Origin of the sequence: Streptomyces olivochromogenes, from assembly GCF_001514115.1 — a bacterium.
Taxonomy (GTDB): domain Bacteria; phylum Actinomycetota; class Actinomycetes; order Streptomycetales; family Streptomycetaceae; genus Streptomyces; species Streptomyces olivochromogenes.
Window position 1 is genome coordinate 203334 of the sequence record NZ_KQ948457.1, and the last position, 14640, is coordinate 217973.

The following is a 14640-nucleotide window of genomic DNA, read 5'->3' on the forward strand; positions in this document are numbered from 1 at the left end:
CCGGGGCGGCCGCCGGGTCACAAGGCGGTCTCGCGCGACCTCTGCACGGGGTCACCGCCCCGGTCGCGCACGGGCGGGCGATCCAACCGGAGAAGTCCGGCGGACCCCGGCCGCTGCGCCGAGGGGTGGGCCGTGGAACGGGTCAGCTCCTCGACCCCTTCCGCGAGATAGCCCACCCAGTTCGCACTCTCGTCCTCCATGACGCGCTGGGCATCCAGCCGAAGACGCTCGATCACCCCCAGCAGCGCGGCCTGGTCCTTGTCGCTGGGGGAATCGGTGACCCTGAGGAAAATCTGGGTCCATTCGCTCTGGGCCCTCTTGAGAATGTGCTGCAACGCCAATTCGGTCCTGATGTAACGCGTCCAGGAAGCGGAGAAGCCGAAAATCCGGTCGAAGAGCACGCAGCCGGCGCCGGCGGCGAGGAAGACGAATCCCCATTCGGCCTGCACGGTCTCCGGACTCACCGTGTGGACCAAGGGTGTGAGGGTCCCGGCGATGCCCAGCAACGCGGTGAGGGCACGCAGTGAGCGCGACCAGCGGGCCGGGACGCGGCGACGCGCCAGGTACCAGCCGATCGCCTCGATCACCTCGCTCTCGGCGTGCCGGAACAGTTCCCACAGCACGTCCGCACGCGTCCGTGACCGGTCCAGGTCGGCGAGTTGGGACACCCGTATGTCCGCGGCTCGCTGTCTTTCGAGCATGCCCCCTGCCCTTCAGCCGTGACCAGTCGGCCCGTGTTGCCGACGTCAGCAAAGAGGCATCGTATGCGCAAGCGGCGGTGCATGGTGGCATCGGCTCAAGTCGCCCCGCGGAGCGGGCGGTTGGTGTCGACGTCGCCCACCGTCGAAGGCGGCCGCGCGTAAACTGTGCGCACGCGTCGTCGGGGTACGGGGGTGTTTCGTGCGGATCGTCCATATCAGCGACTTGCATGCCAGAACGCGATGGGAAGCCGACCAGGAAAAGCTGCTGAGGGCGTTTCTGCGGGACGTGACGGAGTTCCATCGGCAGACCCCGGTCGATCTGGTGGTCTTCAGCGGCGACCTGGCGTTCGCCGCGCAGCCGGACGAATTCGGCTTCGCGCGCCGGGCGCTTCTCGATCCGCTCCAGGACGCTCTCGGGCTCGACAGGGAACGGCTGATCCTGGCCCCGGGAAACCACGACGTCGACATCAGTAAAATCGAAAAGTACCAGGAAAAGGGTCTGCTGGCGGGGTTGACCAGCCGGGACGCGGTCAACCGACTCCTCGACGGGGACGGCCCGTCGAACTACCTGGAGCGCATGGAGCCCTGGCTCGCCTTCCACGCCGACTACTACGACGGGACCGCGGTACGGCGGCACTCCCCGCTGGTCACCGAGCACCGGATCACCGTGGACGGGGTCGAGGTCGCCGTGGCCTGTCTGACCTCCGCCTGGCGGGCCACGGGCGAAGGGGACGACGCGGACCGGGCGCACCTCATCGTGGGCGACCGGCAGGCCGCCGCGGCCGCGGACGGAGTAGGCGACGCGGGTTTCAAGATCGCCGTGATGCATCATCCGCTCGACTGGCTCTCCGACTTCGACCGGCGCGACGTGAGCAGGGAACTGGGCCGATTCGACGTGCTGTGTACCGGACATGTGCACCGGGCCGACCCGCTCGGCGTCACCGGTGCGGCCGGCTCACTCCTGCACAGCGCGGCCGGCTCGCTCTACCAGTCCCGCGACCATCCGAACGCGTACAGCGTCATCGACACCGATCCGGCGCACGCCCCGAAGTCCTTCACCGTGCACGTGCGCAGCTATTTCGACGGCAGGGACGCCTTCGCCGAGGGCGTCGACGTGGTCTCGGGCGGGAAGCAGCACATCACCCTCGGGGAGCCCGTCCGCCCGGGGTCCGTGACCGCTCCTGGTGCGACCACGCCCGGTGAGCCGGCCGCCACCCGGACATCGGCGGATCTCGCCGCCGAGTGGCTCCTCGACGCAGTGCGGGAGAGAAGCCTGCTTCTCGGACCGGACCGATGGCAGCAGGACATGGACGAACTCCTGGTGCCCCCCGTCCTGCTGCCCGTGCCGCTCGACCAGTATCTGGCCCTGGCGGAGGCCGAGGAGGGCGGCAAGCTCAAGCCCGACGACCTCATGACGAGCCTGCCCGAATTCCGGCACTTCGTCATCGTGGGGGACGAATACAGCGGCCTCACGAGCGCCCTGCAGTGGCTGTCCTACGCGGCCTACCGGCGAGAGGCCCAGTGCGCCCCCGTCGTCATCGACTTCAACGCGGTGGAGCAGGGGCCCAACGGCGTCGAACGCGAAGTGCGCAAGCAGTTGGCGATGGCCGGCGTCGGGGTCGGCAAGCGGGACCCCCTGCCGCGGATGGCGCTGGCCGTCGACAATGTTGACCCGCGTGCCGACAAACGCTTCCGCCACTTGCTGAAGTTCATGGCGCAGCAGCCACAGAACACCTACTTCTTCGGCTCCAGGACGGCCGCAAGCCACCGGCTCTGCGAGGAGATCGGCAGGGAGGGCCCGGCCGTCCGGACCCGTTACATCGGGCTCTTCGGCAGGCGCGAACTGCGGGCCCTGGTGCGTATGGTGCGGCCGGAGGAGCCGGAGGCCGAGGTGACCGAGATGCTCGACCTCCTCAGCCGGGGCGGACTGCCCCGCACCCCGGCGATGCTGGCCGCGCTCGTCTCGCTCGCCGGGCAGGGCGACTGGACGGACGGCATCAACAACACCGCGATTCTCGAGTCCTACCTGGGCATGTTGCTGGGGCGCGGCGACACGAGCATCGACCGCCGTTTCGAGCTGGACTTCCGGGACCTGCAGGACATCCTGTCCTGCCTGACCGAGCACCTCATGCTGTCGGGCAAGGACGCTCTCACACGGATGGAGGCCGAGCGGTTCCTGCTGGAGTATTTCCAGGGACTGGGCTGGTCCGAGCCGTCGAGCGTCGTCCTCGACGCGCTCATAGCGAAGCGGATCCTGGGCCAGCGGGACGGAATGATCTACTTCTGCCAGCCCATGGTCCGGCCGCTGCTGGCCGCCTACCGCCTGGATTCCTCCGCCGAGCTCAGGGGCCTCGTACTGGCCGGCCCGCTGGACCACGGCCAGGTGATCCGCCACGCCGCCGCCCTGCGCCGCAACGACATGGCTCTGCTGCGGACCGTGAACGAGATGTTCCGGTCACTGCGCAGTCGTGTGGGGGACGGCAGCAGCGACCTCTTCGCCGCGAGGGCGGCGAAGGACGGGTGGCGGGGCTCCGAGGACGCGGAAGCGGTGCTGGAGGAGTTCTGGCCCGCCGACATGCCCTACGAGGCCCCCGAACCCTCGGCGCAGGTCCGCGAGGACTTCACGGTCATGCTCGACGAGCTGAAGGACCACGTCGACACGATACGGGCGATGGCCGAGGTCGAGCGCCACGGGGACGCGTTCAGCCGCTCCGACTTCGAAGCGTTCTCCGAGGGTCTGGACCTCCTCGCCGATGTGCTGCGCAGCAGCGAACTCGTGCGTGACCTGGACCTGAAGCGACAGACCTTGCAGCTGACCCTCAACGGCTACGGCGTCAGAGCCGCGCTGATGGCGACCGAGTGGAAGGTCCGGGGGATCCGGAAGGTCTTCGAAGAGGCGCTCGCGGGTTCCGTGGACCGGCTGGAGCTGACGGCGGACGACTTCGACGAGTTGCTGAGCCGGATCGAACTCTTCTCCCCGGTCATCTCCTCCTACACGGCCTTGTCCCAGGCCCTGGCCAGCGGCAAGTTGTCGAAGCTGACCGACGAGGCGCTCTCGGAACGGGACTTCGTCGAGCAACCCGGTCAGGCACTGATGGCGGTCCTGCTCGTACGCCGCATGGGCGACCGGGACTGGATCCGCCACGCATCGAGGGTCGTGAAACTGCACGGCGAGCGCAAGGTGGTGAGCGAGGTCCTCCGCTTCTTCGCGATGTCCAGCTACCTTCAGTCCGATCTCGGCCGGGAGGACGTGACGGCGTTGGAGTCGCTGCTCGCCGACATCGCCACTCAGCGCAAGGAACTCCCGAGCGGCCCGGCCCGGGGGCAGCACCGCACCCACATGCTTCAGGGGCTCAGGAACCGGCGGATGCGGGCGCTGCAACAGCAGGGCAGGCGGTGGATCGAGCCCGTCTAGAGGACCGGCGGCCGGTTCCTGCCCTTCCCACGCGGGGGCGGGAGGAACCGGCGCCGTCCGTGACCGCGGGAGGAACCGGCCACGACACGGTGTTTGTCGCTGGTCACTCGCCGCCTGCCCGAGCGACGTCACCCCGTCACTGCAGATGCCACTTCTGATTGGCCGCCCCGGTGCACGACCAGATCTGTGCCCGCGCCCCGTTCGCGGACGAGTTGTCGGTCACGTCGAGACACTTGTCGGCGGCCGATTGGACGAGGTCTCCGGTCGACGCGTTGTACGACCAGCGTTGGGCGCTCGTGCCGTTGCAGTCGTACAGCTGGGCCTTCGCTCCGTCGGCCGTGGAACCACCGGACACGTCCAGGCACTTGCCGAGCGCCTGGACGGTCCCGTCGGCCTGTACCGTCCAGCGCTGCGCCGTCGACCCGTTGCAGTCGTACAGCTGCACCGCCGTCCCGTTCGCCGTCGAACCCCCCGCCACATCGAGGCACTTGCCCGCGAGTCCCACGAAGGAACCCGACTGCGCACCTCCACCGGCCTGCGTCCCGGCCCAGGTGAACGTCGCGGACGTCTTCCCCGGCAGCGAGTACGTCGCGTGCTGCGAACCCCAGTTGATGGTCACGGTCTTCGCGGACGAGGAGTCGTTGTAGGCGATCAGCGCCTTGGAACCGTCAGGATTCCGCCACGCCACGTTCGGCACGGACGTACTCGCCGTAGAGGCCACCCGCTGCGCCCCCGGCCGCACGAACTTCGTCAACTGCCCCATCGTGTAGTACTCGATCGTGTAGTCGACCTGCCCACTCGCCCCGTCCCCGTTGTGGACGGTGATCAGCCCGGAGCACGTCCCGCACCCCCCGTTGTGCGGCCCCCGGTTCTGATCGACGGCCAGCGACCACTTCGTCACCGACTTCGCCCAGTTCCGCGTGTAGTCGACGATGTTGAGCATGTCCTCGCGCTGCTGGTTGGCGATCCAGGTGCCACCGGAGTGCTCGGTCCCGAAGGCGTCCACCCCCGGGTACTGGTTGTGCACGCTCGTCTGCTTGCCCACGTCCCCGCCGTACCCGTGCCAGGCGATCCCCCCGAAGTTCGGATGCGCGCGCACGGCCGCGTCGTCGACGGTCTGGGCGGCGTACGAGTCGTACACGTCCCAGTTCCAGTCGTGCGCCAGCACCTTCGTGGACAGCCCCGCGGCCTGCAGCTTCGGCAGCAGCTCACTCTTCGTGAAGTACGCCAGCCCCGACGCGTTCCAGCTCATCGACGGATACCCCGAGCAGCACGTCGGCTCGTTCTGCGCGGTGACGTAGGAGACCGGCACCCCCTGGTCCCGGTACGCCTGGAGGTACTTGACGAAGTACGAGGCGTACGCCCCGTAGTCCTCAGACTTCAGCCAGCCCCCGTTGAGCTGCCCGCTGTCCTTCATCCAGGCGGGCGCCGTCCACGGTGAGGCCATCACGGTGAGCGAGGGGTTCAACTGGAGCGCCTGCTTGGTCAGCGGCACCACGTCGGCCAGATCGTGCGCGATCGAGAACGACGAGAGCGACGGATCGCTCTGCCCGGCCGGCACGTCGTCGTATGTGTACCCGTACCGGGCGAGATCGGACGCGCCCATCGGATTGCGCAGGAACGAGAGCCCGATGCCCTCGGTCGGCGAGAACAGCTTGCGCATCGTCGCGTCCCGGGTGGCCGCCGACAGCGCCCCGCTGCTGTTCATCAGCCAGGCCGCGGTGTCGGTGAAGGACGCGCCGCCGCCCGTGAAGGTCTGGTAGCGGGTGTTCTCGTCGACGGTGATGTTCTCGCCGCTGCCACCGGTACCGGCCTGGAAGGCGAACGGCGTCTGGGCCTGCAGCCCGCGGACGACATGGCGTCCGCCGTCGTCGTCCGTCGTGGTCAGCCAGGCCGTGACGGGTTCGCCCGCGGCGTGCGCGGGCGCCGCCGTGACAGCGGTCAGTCCGGCGGTGGTGAGCAGTCCGGCGAGAAGAAAACGGACCGCCCGAGTGGATCTCCTCATGACGCGTCGCCCTTCTGGGTGTGGGGGAGGGGGCGTGCGAGCCGTGAGTAAATGACGGCTTCGGGTCCACGTCAAGGGGTCTCGCGTTCAGGGCGTGAAAGAACAACTGCCCTGATCCGGCCGCACATTGCCCGTGTACCGGTTCTGACGTGAAGTCTTGACGGCCTCCCGGGACGCCAGTTAACTCACGCCGTGATCTAAGTCGTAAGAGACCAACTGGAAGAGACGCCGTCAGGCATCCAGCCAGGCATCCAGTCAGGGATCACCAGGGATCACCAGGTACTACAGGGACTACGTAGAGTCGAGGGAAGGTCCATGCGAAGAACCGCCCTGCTCGCCTCCGCCGCTTTGCTCACGGGGCTGCTGCCGCTCCTTTCGGCCGGAGCGGCCACGGCCGACGAACCGGCCCCCGTTCCCGTCGACCGCTTCGAGGGCGAGGTCCCCTTCGCCAATCCCCCCGCCGGGGGCCTGTTCACCTGGGGCGGCGACGCGGACGACCCGCCCGCGCTCGCCCTGACCCCCCGCACCGACGCCCCCGAGGGCGCCGAGGTCCTCACCGGCACCTACGACATCAGCGGCTACGGCGGCTTCACCCACGACTTCGCCTTCGATCAGCCGGCCCACGACTGGTCGGCCCACAAGGGCATCCGCTTCTGGTGGGACGGTCAGAACAACGCCAAGAAGGTCGCCTTCGAGATCAAGGACGGCGGTGCCAACGGCGAGGCCTCCGAGCTGTGGACGACGTCCTTCACCGACGACTTCACCGGCTGGAAACAGATCGAGATCCCCTTCACCGACTTCACCTACCGCACGGACTACCAGCCCGTCGGCGGCATCGACCAGGTCCTCGGCCTCACCCAGATGTGGGGGTACGCCCTCACGCTCCCGGCCGGCGTCAAGGGCTGGTTCGCCATGGACGACGTCGAGTTGTACGGCAAGGCCGACCAGTCCCTGCGGGCCTCCGTCACCACCGACTCCGCCGTCCACCCGGTGAAGGAGGGAGCGACGGCGACGGTGAAGCTCTCCGTCGCCACCACCGGAGCCGCCCCGATCGACGAACCCGTGACCGTCGCCTACGAGAGCGCGGGCGGCACCGCCGAGCCCGGCAAGGACTACGCACCGGTCAAGGGCGAGATCACCTTCCCGGCGGGCACCACCTCCGGCACCACCCGCACCATCCAGGTCCCGACGCTGCGCGACAAGTCCGCCGAACCCGCCGAGACGATCCCCCTGAAGCTCACGGTCACCGGCGCGAAGGCTCCCGCCGAGACCCCGCAGATCGTCATCGACGCCCACGGCCTGCCGTACCTGGACCCGAAACTGCCCGTGAAGAAGCGGGTCGCCGACCTCGTGTCCCGCATGTCCCTGGAGGAGAAGGCCGGGCAGATGACCCAGGCCGAACGCGGCGCGATCGGCGCGGGCGGCGACATCGCCTCGTACGACCTCGGGTCGCTGCTCTCCGGCGGCGGCTCCACGCCGACGCCCAACACCCCCGCGGCCTGGGCGAAGATGATCGACGGCTACCAGCTCCGGGCGCAGGCCACGCGGTTCCAGATCCCGCTGATCTACGGCGTGGACGCGGTGCACGGCCACAACAACCTCACCGGCGCGACGATCATGCCGCACAACATCGGCATCGGCGCGACCCGTGACCCGGGCCTGGCGGAGAAGGCGGGCGCGGTGACGGCCGCCGAGGTCCGTGCCACCGGCATCCCGTGGGACTTCGCCCCCTGCCTGTGCGTGACCCGCGACGAACGGTGGGGCCGCTCGTACGAGTCCTTCGGTGAGGACCCGGCCCTCGTGAAGTCCATGGAGACGGTCATCCAGGGCCTCCAGGGCGCCCGCGACGGCAAGGACCTGAAGGACGACGACAAGGTGCTGGCGACCGCGAAGCACTTCGTGGGCGACGGCGGCACGGAGTACGGCTCCTCCACGACCGGCTCCTACACCATCGACCAAGGCGTCACGAAGGTCACCCGGCAGCAGCTGGAGGCCGTGCACCTGGCCCCGTACCAGACGGCGGTCGACCGCGGCATCGGCTCGGTCATGCCCTCGTACTCCTCGCTCGACATCCTGGGCGACGGCCAGGGCCCGGTGAAGATGCACGCACGCGCGGACATGATCAACGGCGTGCTCAAGGGCCGGATGGGCTTCGACGGCTTCGTGATCAGTGACTGGAACGCCATCGACCAGCTCCCCGGCGACTACGCCTCCCACGTCCGCACCTCGGTCAACGCGGGTGTCGACATGATGATGGTGCCGTACTCGTACAAGGACTTCCGTACGACGCTGATCGACGAGACCACCGCGGGCCGCGTCAGCGCGAAGCGGATCGACGACGCCGTGTCCCGCATCCTCACCCAGAAGTTCAAACTCGGCCTCTTCGAGAAGCCGTACGCGGACACGAGCGGCGCGGCACAGATCGGCTCCGCCGGTCACCGGGCGGTCGCCCGCGAGGCCGCGGCCAAGTCCCAGGTCCTCCTGAAGAACGCGGCCGGCGTACTGCCCCTGAAGAAGTCCCAGAAGGTGTACGTGGCCGGTTCGAACGCCGACGACCTCGGCAACCAGACCGGCGGCTGGACGATCACCTGGCAGGGCGCGTCCGGGAAGCACACGGACGGTACGACGATCCTGCAGGGCATGCGGAACGCCGGCGGTGACGTCACCTACTCGAAGGACGCCTCGGCGCCGACGTCCGGCTATGACGTGGGTGTGGTCGTCGTGGGCGAGACTCCCTACGCGGAGGGCGTCGGCGATGTGGGCAACGGCAACGACCTCGCTCTGACCCCCGCCGACCAGGCCGCCGTGGACAAGGTGTGCGCCGCCATGAAGTGCGCGGTCCTGATCGTCTCGGGCCGCCCGCAGCTCATCGGCGACCGTCTGGGTCAGATCGACGCCCTGGTGGCCTCGTGGCTGCCCGGCACGGAGGGCGACGGCGTGGCGGACGTCCTGTACGGCAAGCGCGCCTTCACCGGCCAGCTCCCCGTCACCTGGCCCAAGTCGGAGACCCAACTCCCGATCAACGTCGGCGACACGTCCTACGATCCCCAGTTCCCCTACGGCTGGGGCCTGACCACACAAACGAAGGTCCCCGGGGGCGGCGAGGCCACCCTCAAGGCCCTCACCCTCGCGGCCCGGGCGGCGGACCGGACCGGCTCGACGCAACTGGGCCGCGCCGCGGTCACCAAGGCCCGCCTCCTGGTCCAGCAGAGCGCAGGCTCCACCATCACCCCAGCCCTCGCCAAACCCTTCGCGGAAGCCGACCACCTACTCCTGACCGCCCACTACACCCAGGCACTGACAAAACTCCTGGAGGCCTACCGAGCCAGGTGACGACCAGAGGCTGATGTGCGCCGGGGGCGGGGGCAAGTCCCTCCCGCCCCCGCCGCCCCTTCAGGGGCTGGGGGAGGGCACGGCGGCGGGGCGAGAACCTCTCGGGTCCCCCCACCCCCACCAGCCCCAACGCCCAGTTTTGCGCACGTTCAGGTAGCTTCGGAGATATGAAGGCCGCACCGATCCGAGGACTCCCCGGACTGCTGATCGCGCTGGCACTCGCCGCCCTCACGGCACTCGCTCTCACCGCACCCGCCGCCCACGCGACCACAGACGTGGGAACAGTGGCGGCAGCCCTCCGCAAGAGCCCCGTCTACGTGGACCCAGCAGCCTCCGCGCAACTCTCCAAGGCGGACGCCGACACCCTGGCCAAGAAGATCAAGAACGCGAACAAGCCCGTCTTCGTGGCCGTCCTCCCCGCGGACTTCCCCACCCAGAACCTCTTCCAGAACCTCCGCACCGACACCGGCATCACAGGCCTGTACGCCATCAGACTGGGCACCCGCTTCGACGCCCGCGCCGACACCGCGGTCATGCCCCGCACCGCCGTCCAGAACCTCGTCACCAGCGTCCAGGGCGAACCCGCGAAGACCCAGCTGAACAACTTCACGGACCGCGCCCTGGCCAACATCAACGGCTCGGCCCCCAAGAGCTGGGGCTCGACCGACGGGAACGGCGTCTCCACCAGCGCCCTCATCGCGGTGGCCGCGGTAGCCGTGGCCGGCGGCGCGGGCGCCTACACCCTCGTTCGCCGCAACCGCCGCCGCAAAGAGCAGGAACAACAAGAAGCGCTGGACAAACTCCGCGTGGTCGTCGACGAGGACATCACCGCGTTCGGCGAGGAACTCGACCGGCTCGACTTCCACCCCGCCGAGGCCGGCGCCGACGACGCGATGCGCGCCGACTACGAACGCGCGCTCGATGCCTACGAACAGGCGAAATCGTCCATGGCAGCGGCCCGCCGCCCGGAGGACGTACGCGCCGTCACCCAGTCCCTGGAGGACGGCCGCTTCTCCCTCGCGCTCCTGTCCGCCCGTCGCGAGGGCAGGCCCCTGCCCGAGCGCCGCTCCCCCTGCTTCTTCGACCCGCGACACGGCCCGTCGGTCGCCGACGCGACCTGGACCCCGGCAGGCGGCGCTCCCCGCGAGGTCCCGGTCTGCGCGGCGGACCAGGCCCGTCTGGCGGACGGCCGCGCCCCGGCGGTCCGCGAGGTCGACACCGACTACGGCCGCCGCCCGTACTGGGACGCCGGCCCGGCCTACGGCCCCTGGGCGGGCGGCTACTTCGGCGGCGGCCTGCTCCCCGGCCTCCTCGTCGGCACCCTGCTCGGCAGCATGATGGCCACCCCCTCCTACGCGTCCGACTACGGCTCCGGCTACGGAGACTTCGGCGGTTACGGCGGCGGTGACGTCTCCGGCTCCGACTTCGACCCCGGCGACTTCAGCGGCGGTTTCGGGGACGGCGGTGGCGGCGACTTCGGCGGCGGCGGAGGAGGAGACTTCGGCGGCGGCTTCTGAAGCGAATGCTTGTGAAACACGGCGGTCGACACATCTGAAGCGCAGCGGTCCCCGACACATCTGAAGCGCAACCGTTCCGGACAAAGGGCCTCTACGGCGCAGCCGTCCCGGGCGAAGTCCCCCGAGGCTCGGTGTCCGCAAGGCGGTCCATCAGCGCCCCCGCCAGCCGCAACACCTCGCGCTCGGTCTCGTTCAACGTGCCGAGCGCCGCCGCCAGCCAGGCATCCCGCTCAGCCATGTCCCGCTCCAGCGCCCGCAGTCCCTCCGCGGTGAGCGTCAGCACGGACTGGCGCCGGTCCGCGCTGTCGGCCGTCCGCGCGATCAGCCCGTCCGACTCCAGCTCGGCGAAGACCCGGGTCAACGACTGCGGCCGCTGCCGCTCGGCCGCCGCGACCTCGCCGGGCGTCGCCGCCCCGTGCCGACGCAAGTGCCCCAGCACCCCCAGCTGATTCGGACTGAGGCTGCCCTCGCCCCGCTCCTGCCGCAGCCGCCGGTTGAGCCTGACGACACCACGCCGGACCTGGGCCGCGCAGAAGAGATGATCCATCCACATATCATAAGCGAAAACTTACTAACCCCCATCCCGATTACCCCTATAATCGGCACCATGCCCGTCAAACACGTACGCAATGCTTACGAAGCAGCGCTGACCATGACGGCCGTGCTGCTCTCCTACTCCCTCGCCCTCTGGCTGGAGGACGCCGCCGCACTGCACACGGACGTCCTCGTCCTCGCGGTCGCGCTGACCCTCCCCCTGGCCCGCGCCCAACGGACCGCCGACGCCCGCGGTCGCCTCATCGCCTGCGTCCTGCTGCCCGCCCTGGCCGGTGCGGCGACCCTGCTCGGCCACCTGATCGCCGACCACTACGCACTCGGCGCCGCGGTGTTCACCCTCGCCATCTCCCTGCCGGTCTGGATCCGCCGCTTCGGCCCGGCCGCGGCGAAGGCGGGCACGCTGATGACGTTGCCGCTGGTCGCCCTGCTCGTCGTCCCCGGCCCCGCGCTGCCGCCCGGGGCCCAGAGCGCGCTGGTGAACTGGGGCTGGTCGGCGGTGATCGGGCTGCTGGCATGCGGCTGTGTCTGGCTGGTCCAGATGTCCGCCGACCGCCTCGGCCCCTGGCAGCCCGACCCGGAACCGGACCGCCCCCGACGGGCCTCACGGCTGCGCCCCGTCCCCAGCACCCGCATGGCGTGGCAGATGGCCGCCGCCGTCGCCGCTGCCTTCACCCTCGGACGGCTCCTCTTCGACCACCACTGGCCGTGGATGGTCCTGACCGTGTACGTGGTCGCGAGTGGCAACCGCGGCCGCGCCGACGTCATACGCAAGGGAGTCGAGCGCCTGGGCGGCGCCTGCGCCGGCACACTGCTCGCCACCGCGGTGGCCGCCGCCGGTATCACCGGCCGGACCTCCGTCGTCCTGATCTTCGCCGTACTGGCCGTCGCCCTGTGGCTACGTCCGCTGAACCACGCCTACTGGGCCGCCGGCATGACCACCGCCCTCTCCCTCCTCCTCGGCTACTTCGGCCAGGACGCGCAGGACCTGCTGCCCACTCGTCTTGAGGCGATCGCGGTCGGCGCGCTCCTGGCGATCGCGTCGGCCTGCTGCGTTCTGCCGATCCCACGCCGCCGCACAGCGGCCCCCAGCCCCGCCTGACTAACCCCGCGACCCCTGCCCACGCAGTCCCTCCCCGCTCGGTCTCATCCCGCGCCCGCCCTCCCCCCGCGGATCCTGCCGCCCGAACGCCTCCGGAGCCGCCGCACGCGGCACGACCAGCCCCGTCTCGTACGCCGTCACGACCGCCTGCGTACGGTCGCGCAGCCCCAGCTTGGACAGCACCCGGCTGACATGGGTCTTCACCGTCTCCTCGCCCACCTGGAGCCGCGCGGCGATCTCCGGGTTGGACAGCCCTTCAGCCAGCAGCCGCAGCACCTCCGTCTCGCGCGGGGTGAGCACGCCGAGCGCCGTCCCCGTCGGCGCCCTGGGTTTGAGCCGGGCGAACTCGGCGATCAGCCGCCGGGTGATGACGGGCGCGAGCAGCGCCTCCCCGGCGGCCACGACCCGTACCGCCTCGAACAGCCGCTCCGCCGTCACGTCCTTCAGCAGGAACCCGCTCGCCCCGGCCGCGAGCGCGTCATACACATGCTCGTCCAGATCGAAGGTGGTGAGGATGAGTACCCGCGGCGCGGTCCCGGCCTCCGGCCCCATCAGCTCGGCGGTGGCCTGGATCCCGTCCATCACCGGCATCCGTACGTCCATGAGGACCACGTCGGGACGCCGCTCCCGGCAGACCCGCACCGCCTCGGCGCCGTCGCGCGCCGTGCCGACGACGGTGAAGTCCGCCTGGGTGGCGAGAAGTCCGGCGTACCCGGCGCGCACCACCTCGTGGTCGTCGGCCACCACGATCCGCACGGCAGGGACCCGTCCTTCGGCCTCCGAGGTCTCTACGGCGGTCGTCATACGAGAGCCTCCGCCCGCACCGGCAGCCGCGCCTCGACCAGGAAGCCACCGCCATGCGCCGGACCGGTGCGCAGGGTGCCGCCGACCGTGGCGGCCCGCTCGCGCATACCGAGCAGGCCGTGCCCGGCGGTCGGGGACGCGGGCCCCGGCCCGTTGTCGCGCACACGGATCGCCAAGTCGTCCTCCTCGTACCGAAGTTCGACATCGACGGCGGCACCCGGAGCATGCCGGCGGGCGTTGGTGAGGGCCTCCTGCACGATCCGGTACGCGGTGACCTCGATGCCCGGGTCGAGCGGGGCGACCGGCCCGCTGACGATCAGCCGCGTGCGGGAGCCGGAGGCGTCCCGGGACTCGTCGACGAGCTCCAGGAGCTGGCGCAGCCCCGGCTGCGGACGCCGGTTGACCCCCGTGTCGGCGTCCTCCCGCAGCACCCCCAGCAGGCGCCGCATCTCCGTCAGAGCGGTCCGCGCGGTGTCCCCGATGGCGAGCAGCCGGGTGGCGCCGTCGGCCGGGAGCCCTGCGGTGGTCAGCCGGGCCGTCTCGGCCTGCACGGCGATCATCGAGATGTGGTGCGCGACCACGTCGTGCAACTCCCTCGCGATACGCGCCCGTTCACCCCGTGCGGCGTGGGCGAGGAGCGTGTCCGCGAAGGCCCGCTCCGTCGCGCTGTGGGCCAGCGCGGCGCTGCGGACGTGATGCGTGATGCCCGTCGCGGCCGCCGCCGAGGCGAGCGTGGCCACCAGCACGGCCATCACCCGGGTGGTGAGGTCGTCCTGACTGACGAGGGCCAGCACGACGTACGGCACGACGAGTATTCCGCTGAGCCGGGGCGCCCCCGCCCGTCCCAGCCAGTACACCGAGGCCAGCTGGGCCGCCACCCCCGCCAGTGTGAGGGTGCGGAACGGCGCCAGCGCCAGCACGCCCGCCGAGGTCACGGCCACGGCGGCCCCGGCCCGCGCCGGCAGGACCCGGTCGGCGCCGAGCACGAAGGTGAGCGGAAGGGTGGTGCAGACCCCGAGCAGCAGCGCGAGCGACAGGTTCTCGCGCAGGCCCCCGAGTCGGATCAGAACCTCGGCGCAGGCGAGGAGCGCGAGGGCGACCGGGTAGGTCACGGAGGCGGGGAAGTGCCGCAGCAACTTCCGCACCCCCGCGATTCCTTCGCCGTGTCGCGCCGTGTCCTCGCCCATGCCGCCATTGTGCCGTCGGACGCG

9 protein-coding genes are annotated in these 14640 nt (G+C 70.3%); 4 read left to right on the plus strand and 5 right to left on the minus strand.

All coding sequences use genetic code 11. The features are described 5' to 3' along the window. Positions 1-17: 17 nt before the first annotated feature. A complete protein-coding gene (locus AQJ27_RS20880; protein ID WP_067370950.1) occupies positions 18-701 on the minus strand; it encodes an SLATT domain-containing protein in 684 nt (227 codons plus the stop codon). A gap of 199 nt (positions 702-900) precedes the next feature. Between AQJ27_RS20880 and AQJ27_RS20885 the strand changes: the two genes are divergently transcribed. Further along, positions 901-4116 carry a metallophosphoesterase gene (locus AQJ27_RS20885; RefSeq protein ID WP_235613544.1) on the plus strand — a complete coding sequence of 1072 codons (3216 nt, stop codon included), beginning with the start codon at positions 901-903 and terminating at the stop codon, positions 4114-4116. Positions 4117-4252: 136 nt separating this feature from the next. On the opposite strand, the gene AQJ27_RS20890 is transcribed toward AQJ27_RS20885, so the two are convergent. Then, positions 4253-6121: a ricin-type beta-trefoil lectin domain protein gene (locus tag AQJ27_RS20890; protein WP_067370955.1), complete on the minus strand. Its 1869-nt coding sequence runs from the start codon at positions 6119-6121 to the stop codon at positions 4253-4255. A 315-nt stretch (positions 6122-6436) separates the two neighbouring features. On the opposite strand from AQJ27_RS20890, the gene AQJ27_RS20895 reads away from it, so the two are divergent. Together AQJ27_RS20895 and AQJ27_RS20900 are read left to right on the plus strand one after the other, a co-directional pair. Next, on the plus strand, positions 6437-9454 hold the full coding sequence (locus tag AQJ27_RS20895) for a glycoside hydrolase family 3 protein (RefSeq protein ID WP_067370957.1): 3018 nt from the start codon (positions 6437-6439) through the stop codon (positions 9452-9454). A 167-nt stretch (positions 9455-9621) separates the two neighbouring features. Further along, positions 9622-10971: a hypothetical protein gene (locus AQJ27_RS20900; RefSeq protein WP_067370959.1), complete on the plus strand. Its 1350-nt coding sequence runs from the start codon at positions 9622-9624 to the stop codon at positions 10969-10971. 91 nt (positions 10972-11062) lie between these two features. On the opposite strand, the gene AQJ27_RS20905 is transcribed toward AQJ27_RS20900, so the two are convergent. Beyond that, on the minus strand, positions 11063-11518 hold the full coding sequence (locus AQJ27_RS20905; protein ID WP_067371369.1) for a MarR family winged helix-turn-helix transcriptional regulator: 456 nt from the start codon (positions 11516-11518) through the stop codon (positions 11063-11065). Positions 11519-11578: 60 nt separating this feature from the next. On the opposite strand from AQJ27_RS20905, the gene AQJ27_RS20910 reads away from it, so the two are divergent. Further along, entirely contained in the window at positions 11579-12625 is a 1047-nt protein-coding gene (locus AQJ27_RS20910; protein WP_159064374.1) for an FUSC family protein, read from the plus strand. On the opposite strand, the gene AQJ27_RS20915 is transcribed toward AQJ27_RS20910, so the two are convergent. Both AQJ27_RS20915 and AQJ27_RS20920 read right to left on the minus strand, forming a co-directional pair. Beyond that, a complete protein-coding gene (locus tag AQJ27_RS20915; RefSeq protein ID WP_079065124.1) occupies positions 12626-13429 on the minus strand; it encodes a response regulator in 804 nt (267 codons plus the stop codon). It lies immediately after the preceding gene. Then, positions 13426-14616, minus strand: coding sequence for a sensor histidine kinase (locus AQJ27_RS20920; protein ID WP_067370964.1), 1191 nt, complete (start codon positions 14614-14616; stop codon positions 13426-13428). Before AQJ27_RS20920 ends, AQJ27_RS20915 begins: the two co-directional genes overlap by 4 nt. Positions 14617-14640: the final 24 nt, after the last annotated feature.